The sequence below is a fragment of the Enterococcus sp. 5H genome (assembly GCF_028128615.1).
Lineage (GTDB): Bacteria > Bacillota > Bacilli > Lactobacillales > Enterococcaceae > Enterococcus_L.
Genome location: NZ_AMDP01000010.1, coordinates 1 through 15,008, shown reverse-complemented (window position 1 = coordinate 15,008; position 15,008 = coordinate 1). Strand labels below are relative to the sequence as shown.

General features: G+C 33.0%; 5 protein-coding genes. 2 read left to right on the top strand and 3 right to left on the bottom strand.

The window, feature by feature from the left end:
* Both C240_RS03700 and C240_RS03695 read right to left on the bottom strand, forming a co-directional pair.
* On the bottom strand, window positions 1-4,428 hold a 4,428-nt coding region (locus C240_RS03700), incomplete at its 3' end, for a pectate lyase-like adhesive domain-containing protein (protein WP_271491139.1).
* A 106-nt stretch (window positions 4,429-4,534) separates the two neighbouring features.
* Window positions 4,535-5,221 carry a winged helix-turn-helix domain-containing protein gene (locus tag C240_RS03695; protein ID WP_271491136.1) on the bottom strand — a complete coding sequence of 229 codons (687 nt, stop codon included), beginning with the start codon at window positions 5,219-5,221 and terminating at the stop codon, window positions 4,535-4,537.
* Window positions 5,222-6,111: 890 nt separating this feature from the next.
* Between C240_RS03695 and C240_RS03690 the strand changes: the two genes are divergently transcribed.
* Window positions 6,112-7,554 carry a helix-turn-helix domain-containing protein gene (locus C240_RS03690; protein WP_271491133.1) on the top strand — a complete coding sequence of 481 codons (1,443 nt, stop codon included), beginning with the start codon at window positions 6,112-6,114 and terminating at the stop codon, window positions 7,552-7,554.
* 1,167 nt (window positions 7,555-8,721) lie between these two features.
* Window positions 8,722-9,285: a hypothetical protein gene (locus C240_RS03685; RefSeq protein ID WP_271491130.1), complete on the top strand. Its 564-nt coding sequence runs from the start codon at window positions 8,722-8,724 to the stop codon at window positions 9,283-9,285.
* A 1,446-nt stretch (window positions 9,286-10,731) separates the two neighbouring features.
* On the opposite strand, the gene C240_RS03680 is transcribed toward C240_RS03685, so the two are convergent.
* Entirely contained in the window at window positions 10,732-14,016 is a 3,285-nt protein-coding gene (locus tag C240_RS03680; protein WP_271491128.1) for a MucBP domain-containing protein, read from the bottom strand.
* Window positions 14,017-15,008 lie beyond the last annotated feature (992 nt).

The following is a 15,008-nucleotide window of genomic DNA, read 5'->3' as shown; positions in this document are numbered from 1 at the left end:
CCAACCAGACTCTACATTTGCACGTGTATCCGTAACTATTAGTGGCATATCGATCATGGGATCTTCTATTCGCTGAGTTGTCGCATTATATGTTAACGAGCCAAAATCAATAGTACTTGGTGCTGATGTTAAACTTAAAATACCTTGAAGTTTATATTGAACCGTTACTTCTGTCTGATCTAACTTCACAGCTGCTTCATTCGCTGGTCGTTCAACAATTTCATACCCAGCATTTTCCAGATTAGCTATTTGTTCCACCACTACTTGGTTTTGCGTTAAATCAATCTCATCTCCAACTTGATAGCCATCTAGAATAAGTGTATAACCAGGAAGAACTTGGTCCAACTCATTTATAAACTCAACCGTTAAAACAGCATCTGCATCGACTACTGTCAATGTTGTCGCCTCGATAAATGTTGTATCATGGAAGTTTAGTTCACTTGCTGGATTAATATTTCCTATATCATTATTTGTATTTGGTGGATTTATTACACCTGCAGCTCCTGCAGACCCTTCTTTATCTCGTAAGAATACTTGGACGATATCTCCTTCCGCCAAGTTCACACCTGTCAATGGCAGATCGAAATTACCAGAACTATCTACTGTCACAGATGAGGTATCCATTGCTTCTCCATTATAGGTTGCAGTTACTTCAACATCAGGATTATCAGAATGACCCACTAAAGCAGTTTCAGTAGTTTTTATTAGCTCAGAAGAAAATTCAGCTGGCTTTGGTGGAATAATTGGAAAGACCGTGACCGTATCCGTTGATATGATATTCTCAAAACCTTCCGTTAACTCTCCTGAAGTTAAACTTACCTCTTTTATTCTGACTTTGTCGCCAGCTTGAAGGAAATCATTTAGTTCAATTTCAAACAATCCGCCACGTGGTTCTTCTCCATAAATACTAATCCCTGGTTCATCATTAGAATCGCCAACCGTCTTAGCTGTATAATCTTCTGTCGAACCATTCATTCGTTCAATTTCCACAATAACTGTGGCCTCATCGTCCCAAGCAGAACGACTAGCCTCTAACCCAACCGGAATTCTGACATGACCATAAATTCGTTTGTCTGCGTTCGTTGGAACACGAAGTTCATCCGCAATGGCCCAACGGGCATTATTGGAACTAAGTCTTGAATAAGCTGTTAAGCCTGTTGTTCCAAAAGTTGTTGTATTCAACACATCGGGTTTATTCGTAGCTCCTAGTATACCGAAGTTTACTCCGGTAAATGAGAAATCCAATGTTGGAAAATTCAAGTCTGGGTCTCCATCTAAGTTTGAACCATTGCGCCAAACTGCTAGATCACTATTTTTTGCTTCCAGTGTAGAAGCAGCTGTATTATTAAATATGTTTCCACCACCAACTCGATTGTTTCGGAAATTCATAAATAGTGGATTATCAAAATCAACTATTAATACTCCACCATTAAATATTCCTCCCGCTGCAGTAGAGGTTCGTCCACTGGCTTCAAAATAACCTCCATCTGATGCTACAATAGTTCCAATTTCAGTTCCCATATCAATCGCTGGTCCAGAAGCTGCATGGATATCAATTGTTGAACCTATACCTTTTACAATAAATGTATTGTTAGTTCCCGTTGTATAGTGTATTCCTTGATTTCCACCTGCCACATCTCCATTATTTCCGATTCCATTTCCTGGATTACGTACCGAAAACTTTCCATTATTAATAACCTCAATTGTATTATTATTACCAAACATTCGAATACCAGGTGCATTACCACCTTTTTTTTCAACATGAAATAATCCATCATCTATAAGGAACGTGTTATCCCCCGCGTCTCTAGCTAGACCAGATCTCATAAATCTTAGAGGTGCATTAGCACCTAGACTTGTTATAGTAGACACTTCAGACAGAACATTGACTATTCCTTTGTTGTATACATGAAATAAACCTTTATTCCCTTGTAACAAGACCGCTGTTGAATTAGCAGCGACTGCTTCCAGTACTGCACCATCTCCGACCTCTATATGATAATTTTCAGTCCTTATACTCTCATGTGTTGAACCAATCCAAATTGTATTATTAGCATCAGCAGATGAAGGAAAGGAGCTGGAGGCTACCAATTTTGTACCCTCATCAATAACTTTAACAGTTGGCGCATCTCCGAATATTCTAATAGCATTTGCCTGTCGTGCATGTGTTTCGACTACAGACTCTTTATCGATTACAAATTCTGAGTTATCACCAGATAAATTGATTGTATTTCCTGTCGTTGAATTCAAAGTTACTTCACTATTATTCGTGACAAATATACTGTTATCATCTCCTAACATATTTAATCCGGATCCTGTAGTTGATTCTGTCTCTAAAATAGAATTGCTCAGTTCAACTTTACTCCCACCATTTGCAAAATGCAGCCTATTCCCGGTTGTCCCTCCAACCAAGTCAATTTCCGAATTTGTTGCAGATAACTCCGCATTAGCTCCTTGAAACATTACTGTAGCAGCTGTGGTAGAACGTAATATCGCTTGAGAATTATTCAAGCTTAATGAGGGAGAGCTTCCTAACAAATGCAACATGTGTCCTGTAAACCCTCTTAAATCTAAATTTGAATTGTTAACTGTCACTTTGGGATTAGTACCATTCAAGTGTAATCCTCTTTTCGCATTTGCAGTAACGTTTACTTTTAATTCAGACTTATCTGATATAGTGACTATCGGATTATTTCCTGTCAAAGAAATCCCTAAATTTGTTGTATCTGTTGCGGCTGCTGTTGTTCCTGAAGTAGTAAGTAATATATTGGACTCATTATCTACACGTAACTCTGGGTTAACTCCTTGCAACAAAAAATTAACTGTTGTCCCTTGAGCGCTTGCTGCTGTCAAAGTTGAGTTATTCAGAACATGTAATTTGGGGTCTGTTGATACAATCCCTAAATTTTGAGCTGTTCCTGAACTAGGGAGATCCCATGCACTACCTTCGTCAATCAGAACTTCATTAGATCCTCCTGTTAAATAGATACCTGTACCTGTTGTGGAAGTTAATTTTCCTTTTGTATTTTTTGAGGCTAATTTTCCTTCATTTCCTGAAATGTATATTCGTGAAGTTGTTTGACCTGTGACAGTTATTTCACTATTTTCAAAATCTGCAAACGCACGTTCACCAGTCAAATCTATTCCTCTTCCAGTTGTTGTCGTAATATTCACATTTGCAGTTTCTGTTGTTAAAAGTGCTTCTTGTCCGTTTACAAATATTGCTGGTGCCGTGGCACTTGCTACAGTTAATGAGGAGTCTCTAACTGTTACATCAGGCGTTGAACCTATTAAGGCAATCCCTCGTTTCGCACTAGTCGTCGTCACACCCAAAGAAGAATTCCCTGTTACCGACAAGGTTGGATTACTTCCTGACATGATTATTGCGTTATTTGTTGTATTTGTTGCTGCCGCGGTGGTCCCTTGTGTTTGGATTCTCAATCTAGACTCTTCACTAACATTAATTTCTGCATCTGATCCACGAAGATCAACTGGAATACTCGTACCAATTGCTGTAGTAATCTCTATAGTTGCTGCTTCTTTCACACTAATTTTTGGTTGTTCTACCGTTGCAGCTGAGAATAGTACCCCAGAATTACCTCGACTAATAGTTACTTTTGCTCCACCACTTGCCTCAATATACTTTGCTTGTAAAAATACATTTGTCACAGTTGTTCGTACAAAACTACTAGTTCCTCCAGTAAACAATACACTACCTTCAGGAATTAAGGCTAATCTTGCAGCATTTGCCGATCCTTCTATGATATTCTCTAACTCCAACGTCCAGCCCAATCCAGTGTCTACTGCATTAAATATTGGAGCAGCACCTGTTTTAGTGATCGTCGCATTCTCCAACCTCACTGTTGCTGTTTCTTCTTGCGCTAAGTTACTTAAGCTCAGACTTCCGTTATCTGCACCAAAATCTATTGTATAACCATTTCCCTTAATTAATAAGCTTCGATTTAATGTACCAATTGCTGTAGCAATACCTGTCCCACTTCTGGTCAAATTGCTTCGAACCTCTACAGTTCCAATTTCTTGATTGGCGACTGCTAATCGTAGTTCTTCAAATGTTGTAACTTCAACAGTCTCACCTGTAATGATTCTATCAGATATCTCATCATACTCATTTATTCCAACACCTGTGTCTTCCAACGGAACATATACTCCTATATGTTCATCGTTTTCGTCATCCTTTGATTTTACAATTCTCTCAACTTCTTTTTCTGCTATAATATCTTCGTCTTCTTCCCAATCAGGTTCCAAAGTCGAAGTTTGAGTGGAGACATCTGTTAAAACTTCGTCCTTGTTTTCAAGTACTCTAGATTCTTCTTGCGCAAGTAAAAAAGTCCCTGCTGCTAGGTATAACATTACTACTGATCCTACTAACAAAAATCCAATAGATACTATCAAACTCTTCTTTCTCAATCGTTATCTCACCTCTTAATTTAGTTCACTTTGATATTCTAAAGTTAAAATCTATACGGTTCTTCTTTATCGACAATTATCCAATTTTTTATTTTACTAATCGTATTTAGATCAATATGTACCCTTGGGTACGAACTGTGCGAATCATCTCTTCCGCTCCTGCTAATTCAAATTTTTTTCTCAAATGAAAAATCATATTAGCTACCCTATACTTACAACCATTATAATCAGGACCCCAAAGCACTTTAAATATTTCTTCATATGCAACTCCTTCGCCCCTATTTTTATACAGGAGCTCAAACGTCTTATATTCCAAACGAGTTAACAAAATTTCCTGAGAGTCATTAATTCGCACACTATGATTTCTTGGGTTCAAGTGAATACTTTTAGAAAAATCCCCTTTTTGAGAAACTATATCCCCTTCTGCATTCACTATTTTTTTAAAACATTCTAAATAATTTATAATTACCAATTCCAATTCTTTATGCAAAGATGTAAAGATTCCCAGGGCACCCATTCTCAGGTAAAATTCTTTAGCATTGCTTTTAATATCAGACCCAACTACCCAAAAAGGGACATGATAGTGTTCCTTTATTTTCCATAAAATTTGGAAAACATCTGCTAAATTTTGAGAATTTCCTTCAATTAAGACTATCCCATCACAAATAAAGGCTTCTTCTGTAAGATTAATTGTTGAGAACATAGATACATCAATATTTTTAAAACTTTGCTTTTGTTTATTTAAAAATTTGACATCTTCTCCAGAATTTAAAACAAGAATATTTACAACCATTTATCACTTCCTCCTATACTAATTAAAAGTTATATCCCAAAAAGATATAAAGACTAAATAATTTAATTATCATAATAGTATCATCATTTAGGAATCTTAGAGAATGAACTTTTTTCCATTCTAGTGAAATTTCATAAACAGGTTACAATCAACAATAATAGGGTTTTATCAATTATAGGAAATTATAATTGACTAAATGAAATAAAAAAAAAACTCTAAACAATCTTATTTTTGATGTAAATAACAATTTTTATGTTTTTTTATCTAATAACCATCTTTTCAAATTTGTAAAATAACAATTTTTTATATAATATATCATTATGCGGCACCCTTCTATAGATTAAATCTATCTGGGGAACTTTACTGATTACACGATAAATGATCAAAAAAATAAGCGTTTGTAAAAAAATATACATAGGAGATTAAGTATTTATTCAACTTATCAAAAAACATATTAAGACGAATTTAGTAAAACAAGCTGATAACAGGTTTATCAGTTATCAGCTCTTCTACTTTATCTTAATGGATACTATACCTTTTGTTATTAGTTAAAGTACGTAAATGTTTTTACTTGTATGTATAATAGAGTTCTTTACACATTTTTATGAATTAGAAAATAGTGGAAAAGCATTCAATTATCCATTCATACCGACCGAAACTTATTTATTATTAAAGAACCCTGTCAGACAAAATCTTTTACTAATCGAAAAACATTAATTTTTTTTTTGAAATAGATCAAAAGACTCTGTTATTTACAGCTACTTAATATACTACTACCTAAATGTTTGTTTTTGACTAAACTTAAGTATTTATTCTTTTATTTTTTTTGCGCATACTTATCAACATTTTTATGATACTAACTATTTAATTAATATTAGGAGGTCTTATTTTTGGATAACTTACATTTTTCTCTCATTAATGATCAAGCTACTAAACGAAGAATCAGAATTTTAGTAAAGATTTCGGAAACTTCCTCTCCCCTAGATGTACAATTACTTATCAAAGAACTAAATATTCATAAAAGTACTTTCTATTCAGACTATAACTTTTTAATAGCAACATTTCCAGATACCATATGCCTGATCGAATTCAAGAATAAAACCGTATTAAAACGTATAGCTGATAGTTCTATAATAAAAGAAAATATAAAGAAACTGCTAAATGATCAGCCTTTACCCATTATTATAGAAAGTATTTTCAATGGTTCGCTAGAAACTATTACGCATTATTGTGAAAAGCTTTACATTTCTGTATCATCAATTCGACAACTACTTACGCTTTTAAAAAAAGTTTTAAAGGAATTTGATCTTACTATCTCTACTAATCCTATTAATATAATTGGAAATGAAATTAGTATCCGGTATTTTTATTTCCAATATTTCCGATATACTCAAGAAAACCTTTCAATATTTTCTAATTCTAGCCATCTGGACTTTATTTATCATATAATTAGAGAAATATCTATTGACTATGGTTCTGTGTTAAGTACCGATTATTATAGATTATCCCACTGGCTTCTTATTGTAGAAACTAGAATAAATCAAGGTCATACCGTCTCCATCAGCTCCGATACATTTAATTTTTATAAAGATAAGGACAGCTTCATACGTTTTAAAAAGGCTGTTAATCGCTATTTTTTTCCAAGTAAACTTAGAGAAAAAATAACACCTAGCGAGATATTATTCGCTTATCTAATTAGACTAGACTCTTTAACCTATGAAGATCCAAAATACTATTTTACTGATGACTATTATATAGAACTTAAAAAATTCGAAAAATTAACTTCACTATTTTTTAAACAAGCTAAGCTTTCAATTGCATCACATAATGTATTAAAAAACATTTTAGAAGCATTCTTAGTAAATTTAACTAATTTGTCTAACTTATCCCCTTTATTTCAAACTACTTCATCACAGTTACTAAACTTAGCCCAAAAGAAACATCCCAATACCTTGAAGTTGTGGACGGAAATTTTGATAAGCGACGGAACTTTCCTCTATCCTGATCAATTAGCTGTAAAACTAACTTTAATTACTTCCGCAAAGATGCAAGTTCTTACAAAGAAAAATATTCTTTTTTCATTAACAGGGGATCCCAGTACAATAATTTATTACAGGGAAATGGCTAGAAAAAATGTTCCTAAGGACATGAACTGCTTTTTCTTATTTAATCAGCCTTTAACTGAAGATATTCTTTATCATTTAAATATAGACATTTGTATTTTTAATTTCCCTCTATCACATTCTCTTGGTCCGGTAGAATTAATTCAACTTTCATATAATCCATCAGATTCTGAGTGGACTGAATTATTGCATACACTTCATAAGGTATGATAATAAAACCATATAGTTTTTTGCTTATAACAAAACAAGATTTTATAATGAACATGTAGACAATTTATCAGTCATATTTTAATTCTTTGTAAAATATGACTGATAAGATAAATTAGTCAAAAGAGAGTAAGTAGTACAATAGTCAGAAAAAAACTGGTTATCTTACCTCTTTTTTTGATCTAGGATACCAACAATCACACAATCCTGTACTATTGAAGCGATAAAAAATGTCGTGTTTATATGCTTAAAGATAATATCCTCAATCAAATAGCCTTAACCTTAGATAGTATGCGTATATTATTTACACCCGCTCCTTGTCATTTGAAGCAGATCATGCACACAAATATTTGGAAAAAGCACCTTATTTTAACACTAAAAGTCAGCTTGGATAATGGATCTTAACAAAAAAATGTAGATATACAGAAAAGTTTGATCTTCCAATAGCTTAAAAAAGGAAGTCCGAATAAACAAATCATTTTATCGAAGACTTTGCGATCAAAAAAGACAAACATATATCACTATTATGGCTGACTTTGAATCGCATAGAGCCATCTATTTGATTCTACTTCTATGTTTTGAGAATGCGAGAAACTACCTGAATACTTTTTTATAATTTCTTTTCCTAGATGATTCTTGAATGTTTAATAATACAATTACTGCAGTCATATATAGGCTATTCAAATAAACGATTATTTTCATCTGATAGAAAATCCTTCAGAATATGGGTGTTTTTACATATCCCCCCGAAAAAGTGTACTAAGTACTTTTTCGGGGGGATATGTAAAAACACCCAATATCTAAAAAAATTTACAGTATTTGCTTACAATTCTTATTTCTGTTTCCAATTCAAGTTGATAAGACTTTAAAAAATAACAATTCCAACAATACTGCTATGATCTGATTGAAACATCAAATAATAAAAAAATCAGAAATATTAAAGTAAATAATACTCCTTCTTGAAAATTTAGTCACTCTTGATATAGGTTAGAAGTCACAAAAATTTGATAAGTATATTACAACCTATTTGTTCTATTTGCAATTTGTAGATAAATATAATTTATAAATAAAACAAATAGTCTTTTTTTTTATCTTAAGTTCAACCCATATAGTAAATATTTATAAAAAGAAGTCGGTATACTGTTATCTAGAAAGAAGGAGGTATTTTATATGTTAAAAAAATTTGCTGTACCAATAATCTTTTTAGGTATTTTAACTGGATGTGCTTCAACAACAGATCCACCTGAGGTCAGTACAACCTCAAACGAACTCTCACCGCCAGTTGAGTTGATTACACAAGAAGAGGTTGAAAACGCACAATCGAACTGGGCACAAGCTTTGATTAGTATTGGAGAAGCTGAGGATCCCAAACACCGAGCATCTGAAGTAATTGATAACCTCTATAATTATCAAGACGGTACTGTATTATTCAAACCGACAAAAGCTTCAGATATTCCATTTAGAGAAACTAAAGAGGATGCGCTCTCCTATTTTGTTGGAGGGAAAATTGATGAAGATAACGGGTTTGCCTTAGAGCCATGGGCAGATATCAGATTTGATAACCATAATTTTATTCTGAGAGAAGATACAGCTTCAGCAGCAGGAATTTATTATTTTACCTCTAAAAAAACTGGCGAAGAGACAAAAGTAGAGTATACATTTGGTTACACAAGAGATGACGATGGCAATTTAAGGATTGAAATACAGCACTCTAGTTTGCCTTTTAGCTCTTAATATTATTTAGAGATCCATCAATACAGAGATGTGTATTGATGGATCTCTTTGGTACTTAGAAATAAAAAACTGTATTCATTAATATATCGGCCTAACTAAACACCGGCGGGAGGAACTGATTTGAAAAATATTACTAGTAGTTGTCGAAATTATCGGTATTGTTCAAATTGTTATAAGTGGCATAGCTACTATGCTATACTCAGATACTTTAAAGACAGTTTCACAACCCTATGAAACAGCCTAAAGACAACAATGAGATAACAGATTGCTAAAACCGAAACATCAATCCCCATTGTCCAAAAAGACCACAGAGACAATGGCTGTTAGACCAACAGGCGTTTCATCTTTACCATGAAAATGATCGTATTTATATTACTGGTAAAATTCGTTAACTGCTATCAAAAGAGTAGACTGACTTTAGAAAAATCAGTATCAAACGAGTTCAAAAATCAATGAAGCGTCAGAGATTACAATCAATAACAATGAAGAAATTTAAAGATGGAAGGGTCAACAAAACCATATTAAAATACTATCTTAATCTACTAAAGCAAGATTTTTCAGCCACAGATTCAAATCAAAAATGAGTAGTACATACACCCTAAATTCATACAATAGCAGATAGCTGGTGCTATTTATCAACTATTACAGATCTTCATTCAAGAAAGATAATCGGTATTACTTTGATCGGAGCATGACAACGGAAATTGTAGAAAAAGTCCTTATCCATTCCATATTGAACCGTCCAATTTGCTAGAACCTTATCTTGTATACGGACCTAGGGTCCCGATATACCAGTATAGAGTACGAAAATAAATTAAAAAATCTAGCGATTACTCATTTTTATAGCGATAAAGGCTGTCCGTATGATAATTCAGGAATCTAATTTATAGCTAGATTCACTACCTCACTACCTATACCCACAGAAGTTTGAATAGCTTGAAAATGAAAAAATGGCGTAATCGTCTACTAAAATGTGTCCACTATATTTACTCAAACCTACAATGGCAAACATACCAAATGTACAAAACCTATTCGCTACATAAACATCAAGAAATTTTTTCATAATTTGATCTCCATAATTAAATTAATCATATTTGAAATATGATTAAGCGTGTCTTAAAGTATATTAGAATAATTTCTTCTTCCTATTTGAAAGTTTAGACAGAAAAAAATAAGAAAACGGACACCATTAAGGAAAAAAACTACAAGATTCGAATTCATACTACAAGCCCCGTTCCATCGGTACTTGAATCCTCATTTTGGTACTTTATTTTCTACAAATAGGAAATATAAAAGTGCCATAAATGATATTTTACGACACCTTTCAACTTATCTCTTATTGTGCAAAACAACAGCAGTATTTATAAGTCTCTTCTTTAACGATATAAATTGTTCTCCACATTTTAGAGTCTCTACCTTTCAGAAGAAAAATCACAATGATACTGTTCACGTTTGAGTTACGTTTTTAATTAAATAAATAATTACTCCTGAAAGCAATGTAACAATACCAACACAAAGTAATCCTACTGACTGTTTTTCGCCTGTTTTCGGTAATGATAATTTTACGTTTTTTTGATGCATCGTTTTAGACATAATAATCTTGTCAATGTTCTCACCTCCTATCCCTGTATTTGGCAAGTTCACATTTGGTTGCTTGTTTTCATTTTCTGTAGTCACTGCTCTATCATATTTTTCCTTTACCAATACTTTTATCGTCGTACTTACCCCATTGTAACTGTAGGTTATTGACTGTTCTCCCGCCTTTCTAGTATTCACATTTCCAGTTATTTTGATATTTTCAAGTGGTACCAATTTTCCTTTTTTATCTGCTGCGCTATTGAAGTTGTCTTTTGCTTGCCAATATTCGCCTACGTATATCGTTGAGTCATGTGCGTTGACTACTGTACAATTTTTTTTCACCATTACGTTACTTGTTGTACTTATCCCATCATAACTATAGGCTATCTGGTATTCTCCCTCCTGACTTGTATCCACACTTCCAGTTACTTCTATTTCTTCAAAAGACACTGATTTCCCTTGCTTATCCGTTGCACTGATAAAGTTATCTTTAGCTTGCCAATCGTCTCCTACATAAATGATTGCGTTCTTTGTAACCAAAGTAGACTTATCTTTTTTGTAATAATAAACTACTGTTTGTTGTTCGTCTGTATATTTACCTAAAACGTCAGCTCCGTCCTGTAACACTCCATTAAGCTCCGCATAACTAAATAGATATTTATCGATATCTTTCTTATTACTTTTGAATTGATCTCCATAAACAGCTTCTTGGTCGAGAATAATTTCTTGCGGACTAATCTCTTTTTGAGTTTCTTCATCAACATATTTAACGTTAACAGCCTGTGCTTTTTTTAGTTTGTAAGTATAAACAACATTTTGCTCTTTCTCATCATCATAAGAGCCGTGTCCCTCTGTCACTGTTTCATCATTGATTGCTATACTTTTAACCTCATATCCTTCAAACGATTTTAATTCTGTCTCAAAAGGATCTTGCCATTTCTTTCCCTTATTTTCGAGCTCTTCTTTTTCAAATTCGTGCTTCTCTTCATCTTGATAAAGAACGTGTACAGGTTTAGCAGGCGCACGATCATATTCAAAATAGATATTGATTATCTCATTCGCTTCAGGGTAAATTCCTTTTGCATTCTCTGGTATATTTGAACTAACATGATGTTTTATCCGTTTAGGATTAAAATTGTATTCTTCATTAAAACTGCCTACTTTTACATCTACAGCAGCTATTGAATTTCGAGTCTCACTGTCTATATAGTGTAATTGGATCGTTCCACTAGTATCTGGCTCATATTGGTAAACAACATTCACAGTATCATCCCCAAAAAATCCATATCTGTTAGTAGGGATTTGAGTTAAATGATATCCTTTAATAATTTTAGAACTAGTTGCATACTGTTCGTCGTATCTCCCTTTCAATATATCCATATCGGAAATTTCCTTATTATTTTTTCTATTTATATAATAAACATTCACTTTTCCAGGAGCTGACTTTTTCTTAAATGTATAAGTAACACGACTTGAATATTTTTCTGAATTTTTATCTGTATATTTCCCTGTTAATTCACCTTTTTTATCAAGTAACATGTAATGTTTACTACTTAGTTCGTCTATAATACTTTGTATATTCTTATTTTTTTCACTAACATCAAATGATTCATCATATTTTCCATTTAAGAAATAGCTTTCATTAATCACATTTCCATTCTCAGTCTTAAAATCAACTTTTACGGGTTTTCCATCATTTTTCTCATAAACAAATACTATATCTTGCTGCTGATCTGTTACCTGACCTTTTATTTCATCTTTTTTTTGTCGATAATGGTCTATATCTATTGATTTCTCAGTAAATCGAGCTCCATACTTTAATCCTGTGAGCTTTTTATCTTCTTTCAATCTGTTGCCGTGTTCGTTTAGATAATGAATAATTATAGGCGCTCCATCAGATACCTGATAATGGTAAGTAATCTCCTGCTTTTCATCTGTTAATTCTCCTTTAATCGGTAAACGACTATCTATTAAAGTATAAAAAGGAATTTCTTCTCTTGGGGTGATACTATACTCATCTCCCCATCTGCCTGTAACTACTTTACTATCAACTCCAGGTATTTGTTTCCCATCTTGATCAACATATTTTACAGTTAAGGGCTTTGCCTGAGACAGTTGGTATTCAAAAGTAATCTGCTGAGGATTTTCATCTAATTTCACTGCTTTTTCTGTCTTCTTATCAATGGTTTCATAGTGCAAAATATCCTCTGCTTTTGTTATAACCGTTTCAGCATATTTCCCCGAAAAAATTTTGGCTGCTGGCGCTCCGAATGCAGCTTTTTGCCGCTCATTCAATACGGCTTCTGTATTAGTATACTCAACTGTCACATCGCCACCTGCTATACGTTCGAATTGGTATTCTGCCTCAGCTTGTCCGTCTATATAATTTCCTATTGTATTTTTTTCACCTACAAATTGATAAAATTGATTCATGATGTATGCTCGCTTTGCTTCATAATCATTTTTTACATCTTGTGTATACGACGTCCCAATTTTCCCTAACAAAATATTTTCATTGATGATTGACTTGCCTGTATCAATATCTGTATATGAAACTTTAACAGAACCCTCTTCATTTTCTTTTGTAACATGTACTCGAATAGAAATAGGCTGATCCAAAAACTCTTGTCCGTATAATGTTTTACTTGTACTACCAGAGAAAGTTTCCCACACGTAAGTATGCCATACAGTGTAAACACTACGAACCTCTAACCAAAAACTTGTATCGATTTTTTTATTTGTTTTAGCCGTGATTGAAATTGAGCTAGGATTTGTCTGCGTAGTACCGGATCCTGGACGATGGTAATCAATCTTCAGCACATTTGTATCCACACCATCTGTGGTATAAATAGGATTCATACTGATAACATATGCTTCTTTTCCCCAAGTCGGTCCTCCCTCACTATACTTTTTTGACTCACCAGTTTTATAAGAGAAGCTATTTATCAATGGAATCGAAATAGAGTCTAATCGTTGCTCAGAATTATCCAAAATTAATTTCTTCACGTTTTCTGTTAAAGTTGACTTTGATTCATTTTTCGCCTCCTGCTCGCGTTGTTCTATTGATGCATATACATTATTGGGTTCTAGAATAACGACTAAAGCAGCTAATAATAAGCCTATTGTTGTTAAAATTTTCAAATATTTTTTCATCTTTTCCATCCTTTATATCAATTTTCATAGTTATCTAAAACCAATTTCACATAAAACAATAGTTTTTTAAATAAATATAGTTATTAGATTCCCTTTACTGAAACCTATGTTTGGATATATAATTTATTAGAACACTTTCTAATAAATTTTTAGCTTTCTATAAATTATTGTTAAATTTTCCAGCATTTAAACTCATGCTTACCCTGCTCCAAATTATTCTTTTTGTTTATATGTCTATTTTGATAAGACGAACTAATCCGTTACAAATTTCTTTTTTTTGTTTGTAAATCAGTTCCATGTATTGGAGATCTTCCGTCCAATTAGTTGCGCTAAAAACTGATTCAATTATACATTCTACCCTATAAATTTTCATTTTTAGTAACCTCCTATCACTCAATATCACAATTGTCCAATAAACCCAAATTTGTCTGTCATTAATTGTGTCATACATTGGTACTTCAAATATTATATATTTACTTCAACCGAATTTTTATCTTCAATTTAATAATTTTTCACATTGTAAACCACAACTATCTAAATAATACTTTTTTAGAATCCAAACGTGTATGTAAACTTGAATTTGAGTCAATATCTTGGACAGATTCAAACGGAAGCGATTACTTTTTTTCTTTGCTAACTCTTCAAACTCCTACGGAGTAAAATAATTAATCGAACTGTGGATTCTATTTCGATTATAAAATCCTTAAATGTAGCTAAATAACGCTCGATCTGCTTCTTCAAAATCTGAGTAATTTATCGTGTATACTTCTTCCTTTTTCAAAAATGCATAGAAGGATGCTACTATCCTAAACTGTTTCTTTTAGACTATAGGAATACCTTATTTTGTTGGAAGCCACTGGCCGTGTATTGGCTAACCAAATCAGTGTTTAGAATCATTCCTTTTGGAATGTGGTAATGTATTTTTGCTTTATTTAATGTTTGGATTACACAATCCACAGTCATTCGTTTTGAAAATGTATAGCTAATAATTT

Bases quoted from the DNA above. Each gene is read 5' to 3' on its own strand.
- C240_RS03695 (WP_271491136.1), bottom strand. From the start codon at position 5,221: ATGGTTGTAAATATTCTTGTTTTAAATTCTGGAGAAGATGTCAAATTT.
- C240_RS03685 (WP_271491130.1), top strand. From the start codon at position 8,722: ATGTTAAAAAAATTTGCTGTACCAATAATCTTTTTAGGTATTTTAACT.
- C240_RS03680 (WP_271491128.1), bottom strand. From the start codon at position 14,016: ATGAAAAAATATTTGAAAATTTTAACAACAATAGGCTTATTATTAGCT.